This window comes from Delftia sp. (assembly GCF_059499305.1).
This window is the reverse complement of record NZ_JCABYI010000024.1, coordinates 251,255-270,219: the sequence shown is the minus strand read 5'-3', so window position 1 is coordinate 270,219 and position 18,965 is coordinate 251,255. Positions and strand designations below refer to the sequence as shown.

At 63.6% G+C, this 18,965-nt stretch carries 19 protein-coding genes and 1 tRNA gene; 13 read left to right on the top strand and 7 right to left on the bottom strand.

Annotation, left to right across the window (positions count from 1 at the left end; all coding sequences use genetic code 11):
• The first annotated feature begins 271 nt into the window (after positions 1-271).
• The 3 genes from AC5I49_RS15485 (at position 272) to pdxA (ending at position 3,585) form a co-directional block, all read left to right on the top strand.
• Positions 272-1,597, top strand: coding sequence for an MFS transporter (locus AC5I49_RS15485; protein WP_043789739.1), 1,326 nt, complete (start codon positions 272-274; stop codon positions 1,595-1,597).
• Between the two features lie 74 nt (positions 1,598-1,671).
• Positions 1,672-2,433: a Nif3-like dinuclear metal center hexameric protein gene (locus AC5I49_RS15480; protein WP_392443420.1), complete on the top strand. Its 762-nt coding sequence runs from the start codon at positions 1,672-1,674 to the stop codon at positions 2,431-2,433.
• A gap of 90 nt (positions 2,434-2,523) precedes the next feature.
• A complete protein-coding gene (gene pdxA, locus AC5I49_RS15475; protein ID WP_310041578.1) occupies positions 2,524-3,585 on the top strand; it encodes a 4-hydroxythreonine-4-phosphate dehydrogenase PdxA in 1,062 nt (353 codons plus the stop codon).
• A gap of 92 nt (positions 3,586-3,677) precedes the next feature.
• Here the strand turns inward: pdxA and mscL are convergent, their stop codons facing one another.
• Positions 3,678-4,106: a large conductance mechanosensitive channel protein MscL gene (mscL, locus tag AC5I49_RS15470; protein ID WP_012207302.1), complete on the bottom strand. Its 429-nt coding sequence runs from the start codon at positions 4,104-4,106 to the stop codon at positions 3,678-3,680.
• Between the two features lie 149 nt (positions 4,107-4,255).
• On the opposite strand from mscL, the gene petA reads away from it, so the two are divergent.
• From petA to AC5I49_RS15440, 6 genes are all read left to right on the top strand, one after another.
• The gene (petA, locus tag AC5I49_RS15465; protein ID WP_016445597.1) at positions 4,256-4,852 is read left to right on the top strand and encodes a ubiquinol-cytochrome c reductase iron-sulfur subunit; all 597 of its coding nucleotides are present in this window, start codon (positions 4,256-4,258) and stop codon (positions 4,850-4,852) included.
• A gap of 14 nt (positions 4,853-4,866) precedes the next feature.
• Positions 4,867-6,282, top strand: coding sequence for a cytochrome b (locus AC5I49_RS15460; protein ID WP_016451018.1), 1,416 nt, complete (start codon positions 4,867-4,869; stop codon positions 6,280-6,282).
• 17 nt (positions 6,283-6,299) lie between these two features.
• Positions 6,300-7,055, top strand: coding sequence for a cytochrome c1 (locus AC5I49_RS15455; protein WP_016445599.1), 756 nt, complete (start codon positions 6,300-6,302; stop codon positions 7,053-7,055).
• 104 nt (positions 7,056-7,159) lie between these two features.
• Positions 7,160-7,771 carry a glutathione S-transferase N-terminal domain-containing protein gene (locus AC5I49_RS15450; protein ID WP_012207298.1) on the top strand — a complete coding sequence of 204 codons (612 nt, stop codon included), beginning with the start codon at positions 7,160-7,162 and terminating at the stop codon, positions 7,769-7,771.
• Between the two features lie 110 nt (positions 7,772-7,881).
• Positions 7,882-8,412, top strand: a complete 531-nt coding sequence (locus AC5I49_RS15445) for a ClpXP protease specificity-enhancing factor (protein ID WP_016445600.1) — start codon at positions 7,882-7,884, stop codon at positions 8,410-8,412.
• 99 nt (positions 8,413-8,511) lie between these two features.
• Positions 8,512-8,587, top strand: a tRNA-Thr gene (locus AC5I49_RS15440).
• Between the two features lie 69 nt (positions 8,588-8,656).
• Here the strand turns inward: AC5I49_RS15440 and AC5I49_RS15435 are convergent.
• Positions 8,657-8,962 (bottom strand): hypothetical protein, encoded by a 306-nt coding sequence (locus tag AC5I49_RS15435; RefSeq protein WP_016445601.1) that lies wholly within the window; start codon positions 8,960-8,962, stop codon positions 8,657-8,659.
• A gap of 310 nt (positions 8,963-9,272) precedes the next feature.
• Here AC5I49_RS15435 and secA point away from each other — a divergent pair, with 310 nt between their 5' ends.
• From secA to mutT, 4 genes are all read left to right on the top strand, one after another.
• Positions 9,273-12,020, top strand: coding sequence for a preprotein translocase subunit SecA (secA, locus tag AC5I49_RS15430; RefSeq protein ID WP_154833618.1), 2,748 nt, complete (start codon positions 9,273-9,275; stop codon positions 12,018-12,020).
• Positions 12,021-12,170: 150 nt separating this feature from the next.
• Positions 12,171-13,403 (top strand): bifunctional glutamate N-acetyltransferase/amino-acid acetyltransferase ArgJ, encoded by a 1,233-nt coding sequence (argJ, locus tag AC5I49_RS15425; RefSeq protein WP_495789587.1) that lies wholly within the window; start codon positions 12,171-12,173, stop codon positions 13,401-13,403.
• 165 nt (positions 13,404-13,568) lie between these two features.
• Positions 13,569-14,525: an ATP-binding protein gene (locus tag AC5I49_RS15420; protein ID WP_016445604.1), complete on the top strand. Its 957-nt coding sequence runs from the start codon at positions 13,569-13,571 to the stop codon at positions 14,523-14,525.
• A gap of 50 nt (positions 14,526-14,575) precedes the next feature.
• On the top strand, positions 14,576-15,082 hold the full coding sequence (gene mutT / locus AC5I49_RS15415; protein ID WP_043789746.1) for an 8-oxo-dGTP diphosphatase MutT: 507 nt from the start codon (positions 14,576-14,578) through the stop codon (positions 15,080-15,082).
• Between the two features lie 10 nt (positions 15,083-15,092).
• Here mutT and AC5I49_RS15410 read toward each other — a convergent pair whose 3' ends face one another.
• From AC5I49_RS15410 to AC5I49_RS15390, 5 genes are all read right to left on the bottom strand, one after another.
• Positions 15,093-15,347: a DNA gyrase inhibitor YacG gene (locus tag AC5I49_RS15410; protein ID WP_016451023.1), complete on the bottom strand. Its 255-nt coding sequence runs from the start codon at positions 15,345-15,347 to the stop codon at positions 15,093-15,095.
• Positions 15,347-16,102: a cell division protein ZapD gene (gene zapD, locus AC5I49_RS15405; RefSeq protein WP_016445607.1), complete on the bottom strand. Its 756-nt coding sequence runs from the start codon at positions 16,100-16,102 to the stop codon at positions 15,347-15,349. The genes AC5I49_RS15410 and zapD overlap by 1 nt, the downstream gene beginning before the upstream one ends.
• A gap of 89 nt (positions 16,103-16,191) precedes the next feature.
• Positions 16,192-16,830: a dephospho-CoA kinase gene (coaE, locus tag AC5I49_RS15400; protein WP_016445608.1), complete on the bottom strand. Its 639-nt coding sequence runs from the start codon at positions 16,828-16,830 to the stop codon at positions 16,192-16,194.
• Between the two features lie 14 nt (positions 16,831-16,844).
• Complete coding sequence (locus tag AC5I49_RS15395; protein WP_016445609.1) at positions 16,845-17,738, bottom strand: prepilin peptidase; 894 nt, start codon at positions 17,736-17,738, stop codon at positions 16,845-16,847.
• Complete coding sequence (locus AC5I49_RS15390) at positions 17,738-18,955, bottom strand: type II secretion system F family protein (protein WP_017405526.1); 1,218 nt, start codon at positions 18,953-18,955, stop codon at positions 17,738-17,740. Before AC5I49_RS15390 ends, AC5I49_RS15395 begins: the two co-directional genes overlap by 1 nt.
• Positions 18,956-18,965: the final 10 nt, after the last annotated feature.

Below are 18,965 nucleotides of genomic sequence, written 5' to 3'. Positions count from 1 at the left end.
AGGCCCCATTGTGAGGCATGTCGTGAGCGGGGCGGTGGGCCGGCGGGCGAGCACCAAAGCCGCGCTCCCCACACAGCTACAGTACAAACCCTAGAATCCCCCGACGACTGCGCCACGCCGCGTTCGCTGTTGCGCCGGCCCACAAGCCGGCCCCAAGAGAGAGCCAAGTCCTCCGATCCCGAAGTCTTGCAGAACGATCTGCCGCCGCACGCCCATCCGTTGCCGTGGCATCCACCGCGCCGTCCTGCTGTTCGATCCCTGGAAAAAAACCATGACTACGCTTGACCAAGCGCAGCCGGGCATGGCCCCTGCTGTTGCGACCGCACGTCCTCTCAACCGACAGGACTACAAGACCCTGGGCCTGTCGGCCCTAGGTGGCACCCTGGAGTTCTACGACTTCGTCGTTTTCGTTTTCTTCGCCAATGTCATCGGCAAGCTGTTCTTCCCGGCCGAGATGCCGGACTGGCTGCGCCAGCTGCAGACGCTGGGCATTTTTGCGGCGGGCTACCTGGCCCGGCCCATCGGCGGCATTCTGATTGCGCACTTTGGCGACATCCTGGGCCGCAAGAAGATGTTCACGCTGTCCATCTTCCTGATGGCCGTGCCCACGCTGGTGATCGGCCTGCTGCCCACCTATGCCTCCATCGGCATTGCCGCGCCGATTTTGCTGCTGGCCATGCGCGTGCTGCAGGGCGCGGCCATTGGTGGCGAGATGCCGGGCGCCTGGGTCTTCGTGGCCGAGCATGCGCCGGCGCGCCACTATGGCTTTGCCATCGGCTCGCTGACTTCGGGCATCACGGGCGGCATTTTCCTGGGCTCCATCATCGGTGTCTGGCTCAACAGCACCTACAGCGCCGAGGAGATCCACGACTGGGCCTGGCGCATGCCCTTCATCCTGGGCGGCGTGTTCGGCCTGGTGTCGGTCTATCTGCGCAAGTTCCTGCATGAGACCCCCATCTTCCAGGAGCTGATGGCTCGCAAGCAGGCCGACCGCGAACTACCGCTCAAGACCATCGTGCGCGACCACCGCCAGGCCTGCGTGCTGGTGGCGCTGATGACCTGGGTGCTGTCCACGGCCATTGTGGTGGTGGTGCTGTTCACACCGGCCTATCTGCAGAAGGTCTTCCACATCGACGCGGCCCTGGCCATGAAGGCCAATGCCGTGGCCACGGTGACGCTGACGCTGGGCTGCGTGTTCTGGGGCTGGCTGTCCGACAAGATGGGCACGCGTGTGGCCATGGTCACGGGCTGGCTGGGCATGACGGTGACGGCCTATGCGTTCTATCTGAACCTGCCGGGCACGGCGTCCTCGCTGGTGTGGAGCTACGCGCTGGTGGGCTTTTTCGTGGGCAGCATTGCGCTGCTGCCGGTGGTGGGCGTGCGCGCTTTCCCGGCCGAGGTGCGTTTCACGGGCCTGTCCTTTGCCTACAACATGGCCTATGCGGTGTTCGGCGGCATGACGCCCATGCTGGTGTCCGTGTGGCAACAGGTGGATGTGATGGCGCCGGCCCACTATGTGGCGGCCATGGGCATCCTGGGCGCGGCCATCGGCTTCTGGCCCCTTGCCTGCCGTGGTTGGCAACCCAGGCGCGGCTGAGCTTGGCAGTGGAATGAAGGGCAGCATGGCTGCCCTTTTTCCTGGGTGCTGCATGGATCGCTGACAATCCTTTCATGAGCACCACGCGACAAGAACTCCTGGCCCACTTCGACGGTTTGCTGCAGCCCGAGCGCTTCAAAGACTATGGTCCCAACGGCCTGCAGGTGGAGGGGCGCGGCGAGATCCGCCGCATCGTCAGCGGGGTGACGGCCAGCCGCGCGCTGATCGAGGCGGCCATCGAGGCGCAGGCCGATGCCATCTTCGTGCACCACGGCCTTTTCTGGCGCGGCATGGATGGCCGCATCACGGGCTGGCTCAAGGAGCGCATCCGCCTGCTGCTGGCCCACGACATCAATCTCTTTGCCTACCATCTGCCGCTGGATGCCCATCCGCAGTGGGGCAACAACGCGCAGCTGGGCCTGCAACTGGGGCTTGAGGGCCAGGCAACGTTTGGCGAGCAGAACCTGGGCTGGATGGCGGCAGCGGATTTTGCCGATGCGGCTGCGTTGGGCAGGCATGTGGAGCAGGCGCTGGGGCGCACGCCTGTCTGCGTGGGGGGAGAGCGCCTGCGCCCCAATCACCCCATTCGCCGCATTGCCTGGTGCACGGGCGGCGCGCAAGGTTTCTTTGAGGCCGCGATTGCCGCTGGGGCCGATGCCTTCATCACGGGCGAGATTTCCGAGCCGCAGGCGCATCTGGCGCGCGAGACGGGCGTGGCCTTCCTGGCGGCAGGCCACCATGCCACGGAGCGCTACGGCGCGCCGGCCCTGGCGGGTCAGGTGGCATTGGAGCTGGGGCTGGAGCACCGTTTCATCGAGATCGACAATCCGGCCTGATGCAGTTCCATCCTTGGCGCATCCCTTTGGCGGAGCCTTTTGCCGCAAGCGTGGTGCGAATGACCGGCTTGCCTGATCCGGATACTGAAAATGCCTGATTCCACACAGTCCACGGCCTTGATGGCCATCACCCAGGGCGACTCTGCCGGGGTGGGGCCCGAGACCATTGCCAAGGCGTTCATGGACGCGCCCGAGCAGATGCGCGGCTGCTTCGTTGTCGGCGAGTTGCAGACGCTGCGCCGGGCAGCCGCCGTGGCGGCGCGTGCGCGCGATGGCGACAACGCCATTCCCATGCCCGTGGCCGTCATCGAGTCGGCCGAGCAACTGTGGCAGGTGCCGCCCCATTGCGTCCCTTTGCTGGAGCTGCCCGGGCTGCCCGGTCCTGCGCCCTGGGGGCAGGTGAGCGCCAGCGCCGGTGACGCGGCCGCGCGCTGCGTGGTCTGGGCTGCGCGGGCTGCCTTGCGCGGCGAGATCGCGGCTCTGGTGACGGCGCCGCTGCACAAGGAGGCGCTGCATGCCGCAGGCGTGGACTTCCCCGGCCACACGGAATTGCTGCAATTCGAGGCGGCCCGGCACGCGGGCGTGGAGCTGTCGCACATGCCGGTGCGCATGATGCTGGCCAACGATGAGCTGCGCACGGTGCTGGTCAGCATCCATACCTCGCTGCGCAAGGCGATCGATGCGGTAACGAAGGACAACCTGCTGCAGACCTTGCGCATCACGCATGAGGCCCTGTCTCGCAGCCTGGGCCGCCCGCCGCGGATCGGTGTGGCAGGGCTGAACCCGCATGCGGGCGAGGGCGGCCTGTTTGGCAGCGAGGAGGTGGAGATCATTGCCCCGGCCATCGCCCAGGCGCGCGCCGAGGGCCTGGACGCCCACGGACCTTTTGCGCCCGATACGGTGTTCATGCGCGCCCGCAATGCTCCCGGCCATCCCGGCGAGTTCGACGCGGTGCTGGCCATGTACCACGACCAGGGACTGATTCCCGTGAAGTACCTGGGCGTGGAAAAAGGCGTGAATGTCACATTGGGGCTGCCGCTGGTACGCACCAGTCCGGACCACGGCACGGCTTTCGATATTGCGGGGCAGGGTGTTGCAGAGGCCGGAAGCCTGATTGAGGCCGTGCGAATGGCGCGCAAATTGGCGGCTTGAATGGCTAGCCCAAGCATCGGGAATTCGCAGTAATGGAAAACGCCCGTGGCAACCATGCCACGGGCGTTTTGATTTGCGTCAAAACACGGATTTCAGCGCTTGAGGCTGTCGCGAATCTCGCGCAGCAGCACGATGTCTTCGGGGGTGACGGGCGCGGGAGCGGGGGCTGCCGGTGCCTCGCGGCGCAGGCGGTTGATCTGCTTGACCATCATGAAAATGATGAAGGCCAGGATGATGAAGTTCACTGCCACCGTGATGAAGTTTCCATAGGCAAATACGGGGACGCCGGCCTTCTTGAGCGCATCGAGCGTCATCGCCGTTCCGGGGGGTACGCTGCCCAGCACGACGAACAGATTGGAGAAGTCCAGCTTGCCGAAAACCAGGCCCACGACCGGCATGATCAGGTCGTTTACCACGGAATCGACGATTTTGCCAAACGCTCCACCAATGATGACGCCAACGGCGAGATCTACCACGTTTCCCTTAACTGCGAACTCACGAAATTCCTGCATCATGCCCATGGCTGGCTCCATCTGGAAAGAGTTTGAGATAGCGCAGTATTGCGCGGCTTTGGAGCCTGTCAACGGCACAAGCAGCATGGAATAACCATACTCGCCCCGCTACAATTTATTGTTGACCCCAACTCAAGCGACGTAGTTCGAGGAACCCCATGAGTGACACTCCAATCGACTCCAGCAAGCGGACGTGGATCATCACGTCGGCGTGCGCTGGTGCGGTGGGCGGCGTGGCGACAGCCGTCCCGTTCGTGAGCACCTTCCAGCCATCCGAGAAGGCCAAAGCCGCCGGGGCTGCAGTGGAGGTCGATATCTCCGCCCTCAAGGACGGCGAGAAGCTCACGGTCGAGTGGCGCGGCAAGCCCGTCTGGATCATCAAGCGCACGCCTGACCAGATCAAGGAGCTGCCCGAACTGGACAGCCAGTTGGCCGATCCCCAATCCAAGCGCCACCCTGAAGAGTTCACGCCGCCCTATGCGATGAACGAGGCCCGCTCGATCAAGCCCGAAGTGCTGGTCGTCGTCGGCATCTGCACGCATCTGGGCTGCTCGCCTTCCGACAAGTTCCAGCCGGGCGCCCAGCCCTCGCTGCCCAGCGACTGGAAGGGCGGCTTCCTGTGCCCCTGCCATGGCTCGACCTTCGACATGGCTGGCCGTGTCTTCAAGAACAAGCCGGCTCCCGACAACCTGCAGGTGCCGCCGCACATGTACCTGTCGGAGACCAAGCTCCTCATTGGTGAAGACAAGGCTTGAGGGAGACAAGAACAATGGCCCACGAATTCAAGGACATCGATCCGAACGCGCCTGCGGGCGCCAAGCTCACGAACTGGTTCGAGAACCGTTTTCCCACGGCTTTCGACGCCTATCGCGTGCACATGTCGGAGTACTACGCTCCGAAGAACTTCAACTTCTGGTACATCTTCGGCTCGCTGGCGCTGCTGGTGCTGGTGATCCAGATCGTCACCGGCATCTTCCTGGTAATGCACTACAAGCCGGACGCCGAGAAGGCGTTCGCCTCGGTGGAGTACATCATGCGCGATGTGCCCTGGGGCTGGCTGATCCGCTACATGCACTCCACGGGCGCGTCGGCCTTCTTCGTCGTCGTCTATCTGCACATGTTCCGCGGTCTTCTGTACGGTTCGTACCGCAAGCCGCGCGAACTGGTCTGGATCTTCGGCTGCGCCATCTTCCTGGTGCTGATGGCCGAGGCCTTCATGGGCTACCTGCTGCCCTGGGGCCAGATGTCGTACTGGGGCGCCCAGGTGATCGTGAACCTGTTCTCGGCGATTCCCTTCATCGGCCCTGACCTGGCGCTGCTGATCCGTGGCGACTACGTGGTGGGCGATGCCACGCTCAACCGCTTCTTCAGCTTCCACGTGATCGCCGTGCCCCTGGTGCTGCTGGGCCTGGTCGTGGCCCACTTGCTGGCGCTGCACGATGTGGGCTCCAACAACCCGGATGGCATCGAGATCAAGGGCCCCAACGCGCCCAAGGACGCCAAGGGCCATCCGCTGGACGGCATTCCCTTCCATCCCTACTACACGGTGCACGACATCTTCGGCGTGACGGTGTTCCTGTTCCTGTTCTCGGCCGTGGTGTTCTTCGCGCCCGAGTTCGGCGGCTACTTCCTGGAGTACAACAACTTCATCCCGGCCGATCCGCTGAAGACGCCTTCGCACATTGCGCCGGTCTGGTACTTCACGCCGTTCTACTCGATGCTGCGTGCCATCACCAGCGAGATGATGTACGTGCTCATCGCCTGCGTGGTGCTGGGTGCGGGCTTTGGCGTGCTCAAGTCGCGCCTGCCGGCCGCCGTCAAGGGTGTGGTCGCCATCGTGGCCCTGGGCGTCATCGCCATGATGCTGTCCATCGATGCCAAGTTCTGGGGTGTGGTGGTGATGGGCGGTGCCGTGATCATCCTGTTCGCGCTGCCCTGGCTCGATTGCAGCCCGGTCAAGTCCATCCGCTACCGCCCGAGCTGGCACAAGTATCTCTACGGCATCTTCGTGATCAACTTCGTGATCCTGGCCTATCTCGGCGTGCAGCCGCCTTCGCCCATCGGCGAGCGCGTGTCCCAGGTCGGAACGCTGTTCTACTTCGGCTTCTTCCTGCTGATGCCCTGGTGGAGCCGTCTGGGCAAGACAAAACCCGTTCCCGATCGTGTGACGTTCAAGCCGCACTGAAGCTGGAGAGAACAACAATGAAGAAACTGATTCTCACGTTGATCGCGGCCCTGGGCATCGTGACCGGTGCACAGGCTGCCGAAGGCGGCATCGCCTGGGACAAGGCCCCGGGCAAGACGAATGACACGGCATCGCTGCAAAACGGCGCCAAGCTGTTCGTCAACTACTGCCTGAGCTGCCACTCGGCCGCATTCATGCGCTTCAACCGGCTGCAGGACATCGGGCTGACCGAGCAGGAAATCAAGGACAACCTGCTTTTCACCACCGATAAGGTCGGCGAGACCATGAAGGCGGCCATCAACCCCAAGGAAGCCAAGGAGTGGTTCGGCGCCAATCCTCCGGACCTGACGGTGATCGCACGTTCGCGTGCCGGCCACAACGGCACGGGCGCCGACTACCTCTACACCTTCCTGCGCACCTTCTACCGCGACGACACCAAGGCCACGGGCTGGAACAATCTGGCCTTCCCCAGCGTGGGCATGCCCCATGCGCTGTGGCAACTGCAGGGCGAGCGCCGCGCTATCTTCGAAGAAGCCGAGGAGCACGGTGTGAAGACCCAGGTTTTCAAGGGGTGGGAGCAGGTCTCTCCTGGCAGCATGAGCGCAGTGCAGTACGATCAGGCAGTTGGCGATCTGGTGAACTACCTGCAATGGATGGGTGAGCCGGCACAGAACAGCCGCACCCGCATTGGCGTGGGTGTGCTGCTTTTCCTGGCGGTCTTCATCTTCATCGCATGGCGCCTCAACGCCGCGTTCTGGAAAGACGTCAAATAAAACCGTGACTGCAGAAGGCCGTGCAAGCAATTGCTGCGGCTGAACTGTGTGCAGAGTGGGCGCCGCGAGCGACCCACTCTTTTTGATTTTTAGGAGCCTCCACCATGATGGTGCTTTATTCGGGAACGACCTGCCCCTTTTCACACCGTTGCCGCTTCGTCCTGTTCGAAAAAGGCATGGACTTCGAGATCCGCGATGTGGACCTGTTCAGCAAGCCTGAAGACATCAGCGTGATGAATCCGTACGGCCAGGTGCCCATCCTGGTCGAGCGCGACCTGATCCTGTACGAATCGAACATCATCAACGAGTACATCGACGAGCGCTTCCCGCATCCCCAGCTGATGCCCGGCGACCCGGTGGACCGCGCCCGCGTGCGCCTGTTTCTGCTGAATTTCGAAAAGGAACTGTTCGTCCACGTGAGCACGCTCGAGGAGCGCAACGTCAAGGGCAACGAAAAGGCCATCGAGAAGGCCCGCGCCCACATCCGCGACCGCCTGACGCAGCTGGCTCCCGTGTTCCTCAAGAACAAGTACATGCTGGGCGAGAACTTCTCCATGCTGGACGTGGCCATCGCCCCGCTGCTGTGGCGCCTGGACTACTACGGCATCGAGGTGTCCAAGAACGCCGCCCCGCTGCTCAAGTACGCCGAGCGCATCTTCTCGCGCCCTGCCTACATCGAAGCGCTGACGCCTTCCGAGAAGGTGATGCGCAAGTAATTCGCATCGGTTGACGACTGATTGCGCGGGCAGGGAAGGCGGTCAACCGGTCGCCATCCTGCCCGTTTTCGTGTTCCGACCACTCAGACCACTCATTTCCTGGGATCGTCATGACTGCCCCCGAAGCAACTTCCACCCGCCCCTACCTGATCCGGGCACTGTACGAGTGGTGCACCGACAACGGCTTCACGCCCCACATCGCCGTGCGTGTGGACCGCAATGTGCAGGTGCCGCGCGAGTTCGTGCGCGACGGCGAGATCGTGCTCAACGTCAGCTACGACGCCACCAGCGGCCTGCAGATGGGCAATGACTTCATCAGCTTCACGGCCCGCTTTGGCGGCAAGCCCCGCGAAATCATGGTGCCCGTGGAGCAGGTGATGGCCATCTACGCACGCGAGACCGGGCAAGGCATGGCTTTCCCGGCGCCGGAGCCCGAGGCCGAAGCCGACAACGATGTTTCGCCCGGGCAGGAGTCCGATGAGCCTGTGCCACAGGACGCCGCCGCTGAGGTGCCGGCCGAGCCTGCATCCGACGAGCGCGTGGTGCAGCTGGTGAGCATCCACAGCGAAGGTGATGACGAAGAGCCCCCGCGCACGCCGCCGCCTTCGGGCACGCGGCCTTCGCTGAAGCTGGTCAAGTAGGTTTTTCGCATCGGCGCGCATGCCGTTGCTCCCGCAAGCGTGCTTGGCCCCATCGGGAAAGTCCGAAGCAGCATTTTTCTGCGCTAGAATGCGTGCTTCGCCGGTTTAGCTCAGTTGGTAGAGCACCCGCCTTGTAAGCGGTAGGTCGTCAGTTCGAATCCGACAACCGGCACCAGAAGGTCTCCTCAGGAGGCCTTTTTTCATTTCCGTGCCCCGATTCCGGCAGCCGCTCTTCAGTGGCCGGTCAGGCCTGGACCTTGAGGCGGATCTCGGCCACATCCCAGCCCTTGGTGCGCAAGTGGGCGGCCATGGCCGGCAGCAGCTGGCGTATCTTGGCCGCTGCCGCGTTGTTGCGCACCAGCAGGCACCAGGTGCTGCCCTCGATGGGGCCTGCCTGCAGGCTGTCGCGCAGCAGCGGTGGCACCAGGGGCAGGATGGCCGTCAGGCGATTGCTGGAGTCGCGTGTGAGCTGGGCGAGCCGGGCCAGTGTCGGCGAGTTCTCGACAGCGTGCAGGGCGGTGACGGCGTGATTGCGGCGTGTGAAGGTCATGGGCTTGAAGGCTGGTCAGGCAGCGTAGGCATGCGCCAGCCGGGACCCTCGTTATAGCAGCATCTGCAGGGCGGCGCGGGTCCGGGAATTCGGGTTCAGGGCTCTGCGGCCGCATGCGTCGGCCTGCCTGGAAGAGGGTTGGACAGAGACAGTTAGAATCAATTGTTCGGTTCTCGCTTCAGCCCGGCCGCATGTGTTCTCCAGCAGGGTACTTGCAGGCAGGTGGAGCGGCCCCATCTGAAATCCAACAATCTAGGGATTCCAGGCACACCGCAGTCCGCTTCAGCGGGTGGCGGTGTGTCTTTTTCGCATGGCCACCAACTTCCTCACCAAACTATTCGGCAGCCGAAACGATCGGCTTCTCAAGCAATACCGCAAGACGGTCGTTCGCATCAATGCGATGGAGCCCGACTACGAGAAGCTCAGCGACGAGGATCTGCGCGCAAAGACGCAGGAATTCAAGGAGCGTGTGGCCAAGGGAGAGTCGCTGGACGACCTGCTGCCCGAAGCCTTCGCCGTGGTGCGCGAAGGGTCCAAGCGTGTCATGAAGATGCGCCACTTCGACGTCCAGTTGCTGGGCGGCATGGCACTGCACTACGGCAAGATCGCGGAAATGCGCACCGGCGAAGGCAAGACGCTGACCGCCACGCTGCCGGTCTACCTGAACGCACTGTCGGGCAATGGCGTTCACGTGGTGACGGTGAACGACTATCTGGCCAACCGCGATGCCACCTGGATGGCCAAGCTGTACAACTTCCTCGGCCTGTCGGTGGGCATCAACCTGCCCAACATGCCGCGCGAGGAAAAGCAGGCCGCCTACAACAGCGACATCACCTACGGCACAAACAACGAATACGGCTTCGACTACCTGCGCGACAACATGGTCTACGAGTCGGGCGACCGCGTTCAGCGCGTGCTCAACTACGCCATCGTCGACGAGGTGGACTCCATCCTGATCGATGAGGCCCGCACGCCGCTGATCATCAGCGGTCAGGCCGAGGACCACACGGCCATGTACGTGGCCATGAACAAGATCGTGCCCAACCTGGTGCGCCAGGAAGGCGAGGCTGATCCCCGCACGGGCGAAGGCGTGACCAAGCCCGGCGACTTCACGGTGGACGAAAAGAGCCACCAGGTATTCCTGACCGACCAGGGCTACGAAGCCGCCGAGCGCCTGCTGGGCCATGCCGGCATGATTGCCGAGGGCGCCTCGCTCTACGACCCGGCCAACATTACCCTGGTCCACCATCTGTATGCGGCGCTGCGCGCCAACAACCTCTACCACCGTGACCAGCACTACGTGGTGCAGAACGGCGAGATCGTCATCGTCGACGAGTTCACGGGCCGCCTGATGGCGGGCCGGCGCTGGAGCGATGGCCTGCACCAGGCTGTCGAGGCCAAGGAAGGCGTGACCATCCAGGCCGAGAACCAGACCATGGCCTCGATCACCTTCCAGAACTACTTCCGTCTCTACGGCAAGCTGGCAGGCATGACGGGTACGGCCGATACCGAAGCCTACGAATTCCAGGAAATCTACGGCCTCGAAACCGTGGTGATTCCGCCCAACCGTCCCAGCAAGCGCGACGACCAGCTCGACCGCGTCTACAAGACCACGCGCGAGAAGTACGAGGCGGCGATCCGCGACATCCGCGAATGCCATGAGCGCGGCCAGCCCGTGCTGGTGGGTACGACCTCGATCGAGAACTCGGAAATCATCGACGAGCTGCTCAACAAGGAAAACCTGCCCCACCAGGTGCTCAACGCCAAGCAGCACGAGCGCGAGGCCGACATCGTGGCCCAGGCCGGCCGTCCCGGCATGATCACCATCGCCACCAACATGGCTGGTCGTGGTACCGACATCGTGCTGGGCGGCAACATCGAAAAGCAGGTTGCGGCTGTCGAGGCCGATGAATCCCTGTCCGAAGCCGAACGCCAGCAGCGCATCGAACAGATGCGCGCTGACTGGAAGATCGAGCACGACAAGGTCTCGGCCCTGGGTGGCCTGCGCATCATCGCCACGGAGCGCCACGAATCTCGCCGTATCGACAACCAGCTGCGTGGCCGTTCGGGCCGCCAGGGCGACCCCGGCTCCTCGCGCTTTTACCTGAGCCTGGACGATGCGCTGATGCGCATCTTCGCGGGCGACCGTGTGCGCGCCATCATGGACCGCCTGAAGATGCCCGATGGCGAAGCCATCGAAGCCGGCATCGTGACCCGCTCCATCGAAGGCGCTCAGCGCAAGGTCGAGGCCCGCAACTTCGACATCCGCAAGCAGCTGCTCGAATACGACGACGTGTCCAACGACCAGCGCAAGGTGATCTACCAGCAGCGCAACGAGATCCTCGATGCCTCGGACCTGCACGAGATGATCACGGTGATGCGCGATGACGTGGTGTCTGACCTGGTGCGCCAGTACGTGCCCGCCGAGTCCATGGAAGAGCAATGGGATCTGGCCGGCCTGGAAAAGGCGCTGGAAAGCGAATGGCGCATCCAGCTGCCGCTGCAATCGCAAGTGCAGTCCGCGCATGCCATCACCGACGAGGAGATCCTCGAGAAGGTGCTGCAGGCTGCCCGTGAAGTGTTCGAGGCCAAGGTTGAGCTGATCGGACGCGAGAACTTCACTCAATTCCAGCGCGCCGTGCTGCTGCAAAGCTTTGATACCAACTGGCGTGACCACCTGTCCGCGCTGGACTATCTGCGCCAGGGCATCCACCTGCGTGGCTATGCCCAGAAGCAGCCCAAGCAGGAATACAAGCGCGAGGCTTTCGAGCTGTTCCGCCAGCTCATCGACCAGGTCAAGACCGAAGTCACGCGCGTGCTGATGACCGTGCAGGTGCAGTCGCGCGAACAGGTGGAGCAGGCCACCGAGGCCATGGAGCAGCGCAGCGCCCACAGCCTGGAGCACATGACCTATGGCGCTCCCTCGGATGGCGACATCGGTGGCTCCCTCGAAGACGAGCCGCTGGAGTTGCCCGAAGGCGCTCGCGTGGGCCGCAATGATCCCTGCCCCTGCGGCAGCGGCAAGAAGTACAAGCAGTGCCACGGCAAGCTGTCGTGATGCGGCCGGCGTCGTAAGACGCCGCAAGACACGGAAAACGGCACGGATGCACTCCGTGCCGTTTTCTTTTTTAAGGTCGATGAAATACGTGCCGCCCCGGTTTGTTCCGATAATGGAGCGCGTTTTTCTTTCACTGTAGGAAGCCCCTCAATGCCTGTGAATCTCTCCGCTCCCGTGCACGCCGACCTGTTGGCGATCAACGGCGTTCGCATCGGCGTCACCGAAGCCGGTGTGCGCAAGGCCAACCGCAAGGACCTGTCCGTGTTCCTGCTCGACGAGGGCGCTTCGGTGGCGGGTGTGTTCACGCAGAACCGTTTCTGCGCAGCGCCCGTGCAGGTCAGCCGCGAGCACTTGGCCCAGACGTCCGGCGCCATCCGTGCCATGGTCATCAACACAGGCAATGCCAATGCCGGCACCGGCGCTGACGGACTGGCGCGCGCGCGCCGCACCTGTGCGGATCTGGCTGCGCTGCTGCAGCTCAAGCCCGAGCAGATCCTGCCGTTCTCCACTGGCGTGATCATGGAAGAGCTGCCCGTGGATCGCATCGCCGCCGGCCTGCCAGCTGCCATCGCAGCAGCCAAGGCCGACAACTGGGGCACGGCCGCCGAAGGCATCATGACCACCGACACCCTGCCCAAGGCCTTCAGCCGCGCCGTGGACATTGGCGGCAAGCGTGTGAGCATCACCGGCATCAGCAAGGGTGCAGGCATGATTCGCCCCAACATGGCGACCATGCTGGGCTTTCTGGCCACCGACGCCGCCATCGCACCCGAACTGCTGCACCCTCTGGTCAAGGAACTGGCCGACGGATCTTTCAACCGCGTGACCATCGACGGCGACACGTCGACCAACGACTCCTTCGTGCTGGTCGCCACGCACAAGGCCGGCAATGCGCAGATCACTTCGCTGACCAGCGCCGAAGGCCAGACCCTGAAGGCTGCATTGCTGGATGTGTCGCGCCTGCTGGCCCAGGCCATCGTGCGCGATGGCGAAGGTGCCACCAAGTTCATCACCGTCAAGGTGGAGGGCGGCAAGACCGAGGCCGAGTGCCGCCTCGTGGCCTACTCCATCGCGCATTCACCCCTGGTCAAGACGGCGTTCTTTGCCAGCGATCCGAACCTGGGCCGCATCCTTGCGGCGGTGGGCTATGCTAGCATCGACGATCTGGACCAGACCAAGATCGACCTGTACCTGAACGATGTGCATGTCGCAGTCAATGGCGGCCGCAACCCTGCCTATCAGGAGGAAGACGGCCAGCGCGTGATGAAGCAGCAGGAGATCATCGTGCGCGTGCTACTGGGCCGAGGGCAGGCCGAGCAGACCGTGTGGACCTGCGATCTGAGCCACGACTACGTGAGCATCAACGCCGACTACCGCTCCTGACTCTCCACCCACCGTGCCGCCGGCAGCCGCAGGCCTTGTGCCTGGCTGCTGCCAGCTTTCAATGGCGGCCGGCGCGCAAAAGCTCTGGCGTTGGCATGAGATCCATCTCGATTCCCGGGCATATCCAGCGTCGGTGGCCGTGAGATCCGTATTCGAGAGACATCCATGACATTGCCCACAGAAGCCGTCGCCGCCCCCTTGCTGCAACTCGTGCAGCGCGCCGAGCAACTGATGCAGCGCATCGAGGCCATCCTGCCCCAGCCGCTGCAATCCCCCGCCGACTGGAGTGCCTCCATCGCCTGGCGCTATCGCAAGCGCGCCAACGGCTGCGGTTTGCTGGAGCCCGTGCGCCATGTCGGCGCCATGCAGCTGTCCGACCTGCAGAACATCGATGTGCAAAAGGACAAGATCGCGCGCAACACCGAGCAGTTCGTGACCGGCCGCACGGCCAACAACGTGCTGCTCACCGGCGCGCGCGGCACGGGAAAATCCTCGCTGATCCGTGCCTGCCTGCATGCCTTTGCGTCGCAGGGCTTGCGCCTGATCGAGGTGGACAAGGCCGATCTGACCGACCTGCCCGACATCGTCGATGTGGTGGCCGGCCGGCCCGAGAAGTTCATCATCTATTGCGACGATCTGAGCTTTGAGGAAGGCGAGCCTGGCTACAAGGCCATGAAGTCCATTCTGGATGGATCGGTCAGCGCCGCCAGCCCGAACGTGCTGGTCTATGCGACCAGCAATCGCCGCCATCTGCTGCCGGAGTACCAGTCCGAGAATCTGACCTACCAGCGCGGCGAGGATGGGGAGCTGCATCCCGGAGAGGTGATCGAGGAAAAAATCTCGCTGTCCGAGCGTTTCGGCCTGTGGGTGAGCTTCTACCCGTTCAGCCAGGATGAGTACCTGCGCGTGGTGGCACAGTGGCTGGAGGCCCTGGGCCTGGACCAGGCCACGATCGAGGCGGCACGCCCGGAGGCCCTGGTCTGGGCGCTGGAGCGCGGTTCACGCAGCGGTCGCGTGGCCCACCAGTTTGCGCGCGACTATGCGGGCCGTGCCGAGCGCCCGAACCAGCGCCAGACCGGCATCGCCGATGTCCAGGGGTTGGCTGAAGAGGCTGAGCTCTGAGCACCTGCTGCCTGGCCCTGGGCTGGGCAGACTTTTTTGCGAAAGATCAAGTGACTGAAAAAGAAATCTCCCCCAAGGCCCGCGCTGAGGCGGCCGAGTCGCAGGCGCCAGTGCGGCGCAAGCACACCGAAGTCGCCGTTGGCGTGCTGCTTCGCGAGTCCGATGGCGCGTTGCTGATCACCAGCCGTCCGCCGGGCAAGCCGTATGCAGGCTACTGGGAGTTTCCGGGCGGCAAGATCGAAGCCGGCGAGACCGTGGAGCAGGCCTTGCGCCGTGAGCTGCAAGAGGAGCTGGGCGTAGAGATCGCAGCCGCTGAAGCCTGGAAGGTGACCGAGCATGACTATCCACATGCCCTGGTGCGCCTGCACTGGTGCAAGGTCACGCGCTGGAGCGGGGAGTTCGAGATGCGTGAAGGCCAGCAGATGGCCTGGCAGCAACTTCCGCTGCAGGTGCATCCGGTGCTGCCAGGTGCCTATCCGGTGCTGCAGTGGCTGAGCGAGGAACGCGGGCTGCCTTTCGATGCCGGGTTCTACGAGGCAGGCCAGCCGAAAGCCTGATCGGGCCTGATCAAGGCTCGGTGCGAGGATCGCCGAAGGGCGCATCCTCGGGCGGCATCGGTGCAGGCACGCGGAATTCCTCATTGGCCCATGCGCCCAGGTCGATCTGGCGGCAGCGTTCGCTGCAGAAGGGGCGGAAACGGTTGGCTGGTGCGAACAGGCTGGGGCCTGCACAGGTCGGGCAGCGCACCGTGGGGCCGGCAGAAGAGAGGCTGGCGGGCTGGGGGGCGGGGGCGCTCGAGGGCATGTCGGCCGTCTTGTCCATCAGCTGCAAAGCGTGACCTCGAACGAGGCATCTTCGCTGCAGGGTTGAGGCTTGGCGCCGTTCTCGGGGCGGAGCAGGCGCACCGAAACCAGCAGGCGGTTGCCGCTGATCTCCGGAACCAGATTCAACGACGGGTCTATGCGCAGGCGCAGCAGCTGAAAGCTGCGGCCGGGCGGCATGGCCTGCTGGAACACGCCTTTTTCGGCAGCCACCCATTGCGGCACGCCGGTTTCGCGCAGCAGCTTGAGCAGCAATTGCAGAGACTGACCCAGCGGGGTCAGGGTGCTGGCCCAGTCCTCCAGATCGCGCAGGCGTATCTGGGGATCATGGAACTGCCAGGCGTGATAGGCAGGAAGGTCGAAGCCGCAGGTGCCGCCGGGGATGCCGATGCGGCTGCGCACGGCCATCAGCCACTCGTTTTCAGTCAGGGTCTGGCCGGCCTTGCCGTTCTGGGCATTGAGCTGGGCAAAGCACTGCTCCACATGGCGTGAGACCTGGTCAAGCATGTGCTCGGCAATGTCGGGATTGCCGCGCAGGCTGTCGAGCAGGCTTTTGTGGCGCTCAAGGTCCTTGAGCACGTCCGTCTTCAGGTCGGTACGTGCCGCCACGTCCATGATCTCGAAGATGGTGACCAGCGCAAAATGGTGATCGATGGAATGAGCGCGCGACAGCAACTCGCTCAGGCGGCGATATAGCTGTTCCAACCGGAGGTAGGTCCTCAGGCGCTCATTGAAAGGATATTCGTACAGGATCACGCTTGCTGGGCTCCTCGGGGTGCACAGGAATCAGCTGTCTACGTCGTGCACATGCTGAATTACACGCACAGGCCAAGCCATGGCGTGCATCATAGCCCGAACCATGCAGAGATTCGATCGGTGCATGCGCGCAAAGCCTCTATCGTCATGGCCTCGTCGTTGTAGAGCACCCAGTCGGCGGCTGCCAGCCGTGCCGCACGTGTGGCCTGGGCCGAGATGATGGCCTGCACCGCCTCGCGTGGCAATCCGTTGCGCGCGATCACGCGAGCGATCTGCGTTTCGGTGCGGCAGTCAACGACCAGCACCGCATCAAGCATGGCAGGCCAGCGGCCGGACTCCACGAGCAAGGGAATGTCATGCACGATGAGTCGGCACCCAGCCACTGTGGCCTGTTCCACTTGCCGGGACGTCTGCTGCGCCACGAGGGGATGGACGATGGCCTCCAGCTGCTGTCGTGCCGAGGGCTGCTGAAAGACCAGTTCGCGCATGCGCGTGCGGTCCAGGGCGCCGCTGGCGTCAATCAGTTCGGGCCCGAAGACGCGCGCTATCTCGGGCAGAGCAGCACCTTCGGGGGCGGTGAGGCTGCGAGAGATCTGGTCGGCATCGATCACGGCCGCTCCGCGCAAGCCCAGTTGCGCTGCGACGGTGCTCTTGCCGCTGCCAATGCCGCCCGTCAGGCCCAGCCGAAACGGACGTGCAAGCAAGGGCGGGGCGATGCTGGGGGCCATGCCGCAGTGTTGAATCAAAGGCCCAAGGCCGCCAATAGGGATTGCAGCATCTGCTGCGGTCCGAACACCATGGCTGCAAAGCCGGCGCCCGCCAGAAAGGGGCCGAAGGGAACATAGCCGCCCTCACGCAGGCGGCTGTTGATCTTCAACGCGATGCCCACGATGGCGCCAATCACCGACGAGATCAGGATGATGGGCACGAGTGCCTGCCAGCCGAACCAGGCGCCCAGCGCGGCAAACAGCTTGAAGTCGCCGTAGCCCATGCCTTCCTTGCCGGTGGCCAGCTTGAAGGCCCAGTAAACCAGCCACAGCGAGAGATAGCCCGCTGCAGCGCCCCATACCGCGTCGGCCAGAGGCACGGCGGTCCAGTGCAGCGCCGACGACAGCAGTCCGGCCCACAGCAAGGGCAGGGTGATGTCGTCGGGAAGCAGTGTGGTGTCCCAGTCGATCAATGCCAGGCTCAGCAAGGCCGCACTGAAAAGGCACCAGGCAGCGCCTGTGGGCGTGATGCCCCATTGCGCCGCACAGTAGGCAAACAGCGCGGCGCAGGCCAATTCCACCAGCGGATAGCGGATGCTGATCGACGCCTTGCATTCGGAGCACCGGCCTCGCAGCGCCAGATAACTGAGCACGGGAATATTCTCGTACCAGTGGATGGCATGGCCGCAATGCGGGCAGCGCGAGCGGGGGCGGCTCAGGCTCAGGGGCGCCTCGGCAGGCGGCGGCGCTGTGGCGGGCGATGGCGTGGCGGATGATGATGATTGCTCTTGCGCCCATTGGGCGCATTCCGCGTTCCATTGCTGCTCCATCATGCGGGGCAGCCTATGCACCACCACGTTGAGAAAGCTGCCAACCAACAGGCCCAGCAGGCCGCCCAATGCAGCCTGCATCCAGAGTTCCAAAACCATCAGACCACCTGGCCCAGCTTGAAGATGGGCAGATACATCGAAACCACGATGCCGCCGATGAGGGTGCCCAGGAAAACAATGATGATGGGCTCCATCAGGCTGGACAGGCCAGCCACCATGTCATCGACCTCTTCCTCATAGAAATCGGCCGCCTTGCCCAGCATATGGTCGATGGAGCCGGATTCCTCGCCGATGGCGCACATCTGCAGCACCATGGAGGGAAAGACATTGGCATTGGTCATAGCCACGGTGAGACTGGTGCCGGTGGAGACTTCCTGCTGGATCTTTTCCGTGGCATTGGCGTACACGGCATTGCCGGATGCGCCGCCGACAGAATCCAGTGCCTCGACCAATGGGACACCCGCGGCAAACATGGTCGATAGCGTGCGCGTCCAGCGTGCGACGCAGGATTTCTCGATCAGCACGCCAAAGACCGGCACCTTCAGCAGCGTACGGTCCATGAATTGCTGCATGCGCTCGTTGCGCTTCCAGGCCTGCATGAAGAAGTAGAGACCGCCGCCAATCACGCCGAAGATCAACCACCACCATTGGACAAAGACATCGCTGATGCCCATCACGAACAGCGTCGGCGCCGGCAGGTCAGCGCCGAACGAACTGAACACTTCCTTGAAGGCCGGGATCACGAAGATCATGATGATGGTCACGACGATGAAGGCCACGACGATGACCGAGATCGGGTACATCAGCGCCGATTTGATCTTGGACTTGATGGCCTCGGTCTTCTCCATGTACGTGGCCAGGCGGTCCAGCAGGGCTTCCAGGATACCGGCCGCTTCGCCCGCTTCCACCAGATTGCAGTAGAGGCTATCGAAGTACATGGGGTGCTTGCGATAGGCCGCGTTCAGCGAGGTGCCGGTCTCCACGTCGGCGCGAATATCGGCCAGAAGGCGCGTCACGCTGGGGTTGGTGTTGCCCCGTCCGACAATGTCGAAGGCCTGAAGCAGCGGGACGCCCGCCTTCATCATCGTTGCCATCTGGCGGGTGAACAGCGCAATGTCCTTGGGCTTGATCCTCTTGCCCCCGCGTGTGCGGCGCTTCTTGATCTTGCTGGGCAGCACGCCCTGGCGGCGCAGCATGGCCTGGACCTGGTTGATGCCCCCGGCCCGGGTCTCGCCTCGGATGATCTTGCCGTTGCGATCCTTGCCTTCCCATTCGAAGACAAATTCCTTGATTCCCTTGGACGCGGCTGTGGCCATCGTGCTCCCT

Coding starts and splice junctions, on each gene's coding strand:
- AC5I49_RS15395 (WP_016445609.1), bottom strand. CDS start 17,738: ATGGTTTTGGAACTCTGGATGCAGGCTGCATTGGGCGGCCTGCTGGGC.
- AC5I49_RS15445 (WP_016445600.1), top strand. CDS start 7,882: ATGACTGCCCCCGAAGCAACTTCCACCCGCCCCTACCTGATCCGGGCA.
- coaE (WP_016445608.1), bottom strand. CDS start 16,830: ATGGCCCCCAGCATCGCCCCGCCCTTGCTTGCACGTCCGTTTCGGCTG.
- AC5I49_RS15485 (WP_043789739.1), top strand. CDS start 272: ATGACTACGCTTGACCAAGCGCAGCCGGGCATGGCCCCTGCTGTTGCG.
- AC5I49_RS15460 (WP_016451018.1), top strand. CDS start 4,867: ATGGCCCACGAATTCAAGGACATCGATCCGAACGCGCCTGCGGGCGCC.
- AC5I49_RS15455 (WP_016445599.1), top strand. CDS start 6,300: ATGAAGAAACTGATTCTCACGTTGATCGCGGCCCTGGGCATCGTGACC.
- AC5I49_RS15390 (WP_017405526.1), bottom strand. CDS start 18,955: ATGGCCACAGCCGCGTCCAAGGGAATCAAGGAATTTGTCTTCGAATGG.
- AC5I49_RS15480 (WP_392443420.1), top strand. CDS start 1,672: ATGAGCACCACGCGACAAGAACTCCTGGCCCACTTCGACGGTTTGCTG.
- pdxA (WP_310041578.1), top strand. CDS start 2,524: ATGCCTGATTCCACACAGTCCACGGCCTTGATGGCCATCACCCAGGGC.
- petA (WP_016445597.1), top strand. CDS start 4,256: ATGAGTGACACTCCAATCGACTCCAGCAAGCGGACGTGGATCATCACG.
- mscL (WP_012207302.1), bottom strand. CDS start 4,106: ATGGGCATGATGCAGGAATTTCGTGAGTTCGCAGTTAAGGGAAACGTG.
- AC5I49_RS15410 (WP_016451023.1), bottom strand. CDS start 15,347: ATGGACAAGACGGCCGACATGCCCTCGAGCGCCCCCGCCCCCCAGCCC.
- secA (WP_154833618.1), top strand. CDS start 9,273: ATGGCCACCAACTTCCTCACCAAACTATTCGGCAGCCGAAACGATCGG.
- AC5I49_RS15450 (WP_012207298.1), top strand. CDS start 7,160: ATGATGGTGCTTTATTCGGGAACGACCTGCCCCTTTTCACACCGTTGC.
- argJ (WP_495789587.1), top strand. CDS start 12,171: ATGCCTGTGAATCTCTCCGCTCCCGTGCACGCCGACCTGTTGGCGATC.
- AC5I49_RS15420 (WP_016445604.1), top strand. CDS start 13,569: ATGACATTGCCCACAGAAGCCGTCGCCGCCCCCTTGCTGCAACTCGTG.
- AC5I49_RS15435 (WP_016445601.1), bottom strand. CDS start 8,962: ATGACCTTCACACGCCGCAATCACGCCGTCACCGCCCTGCACGCTGTC.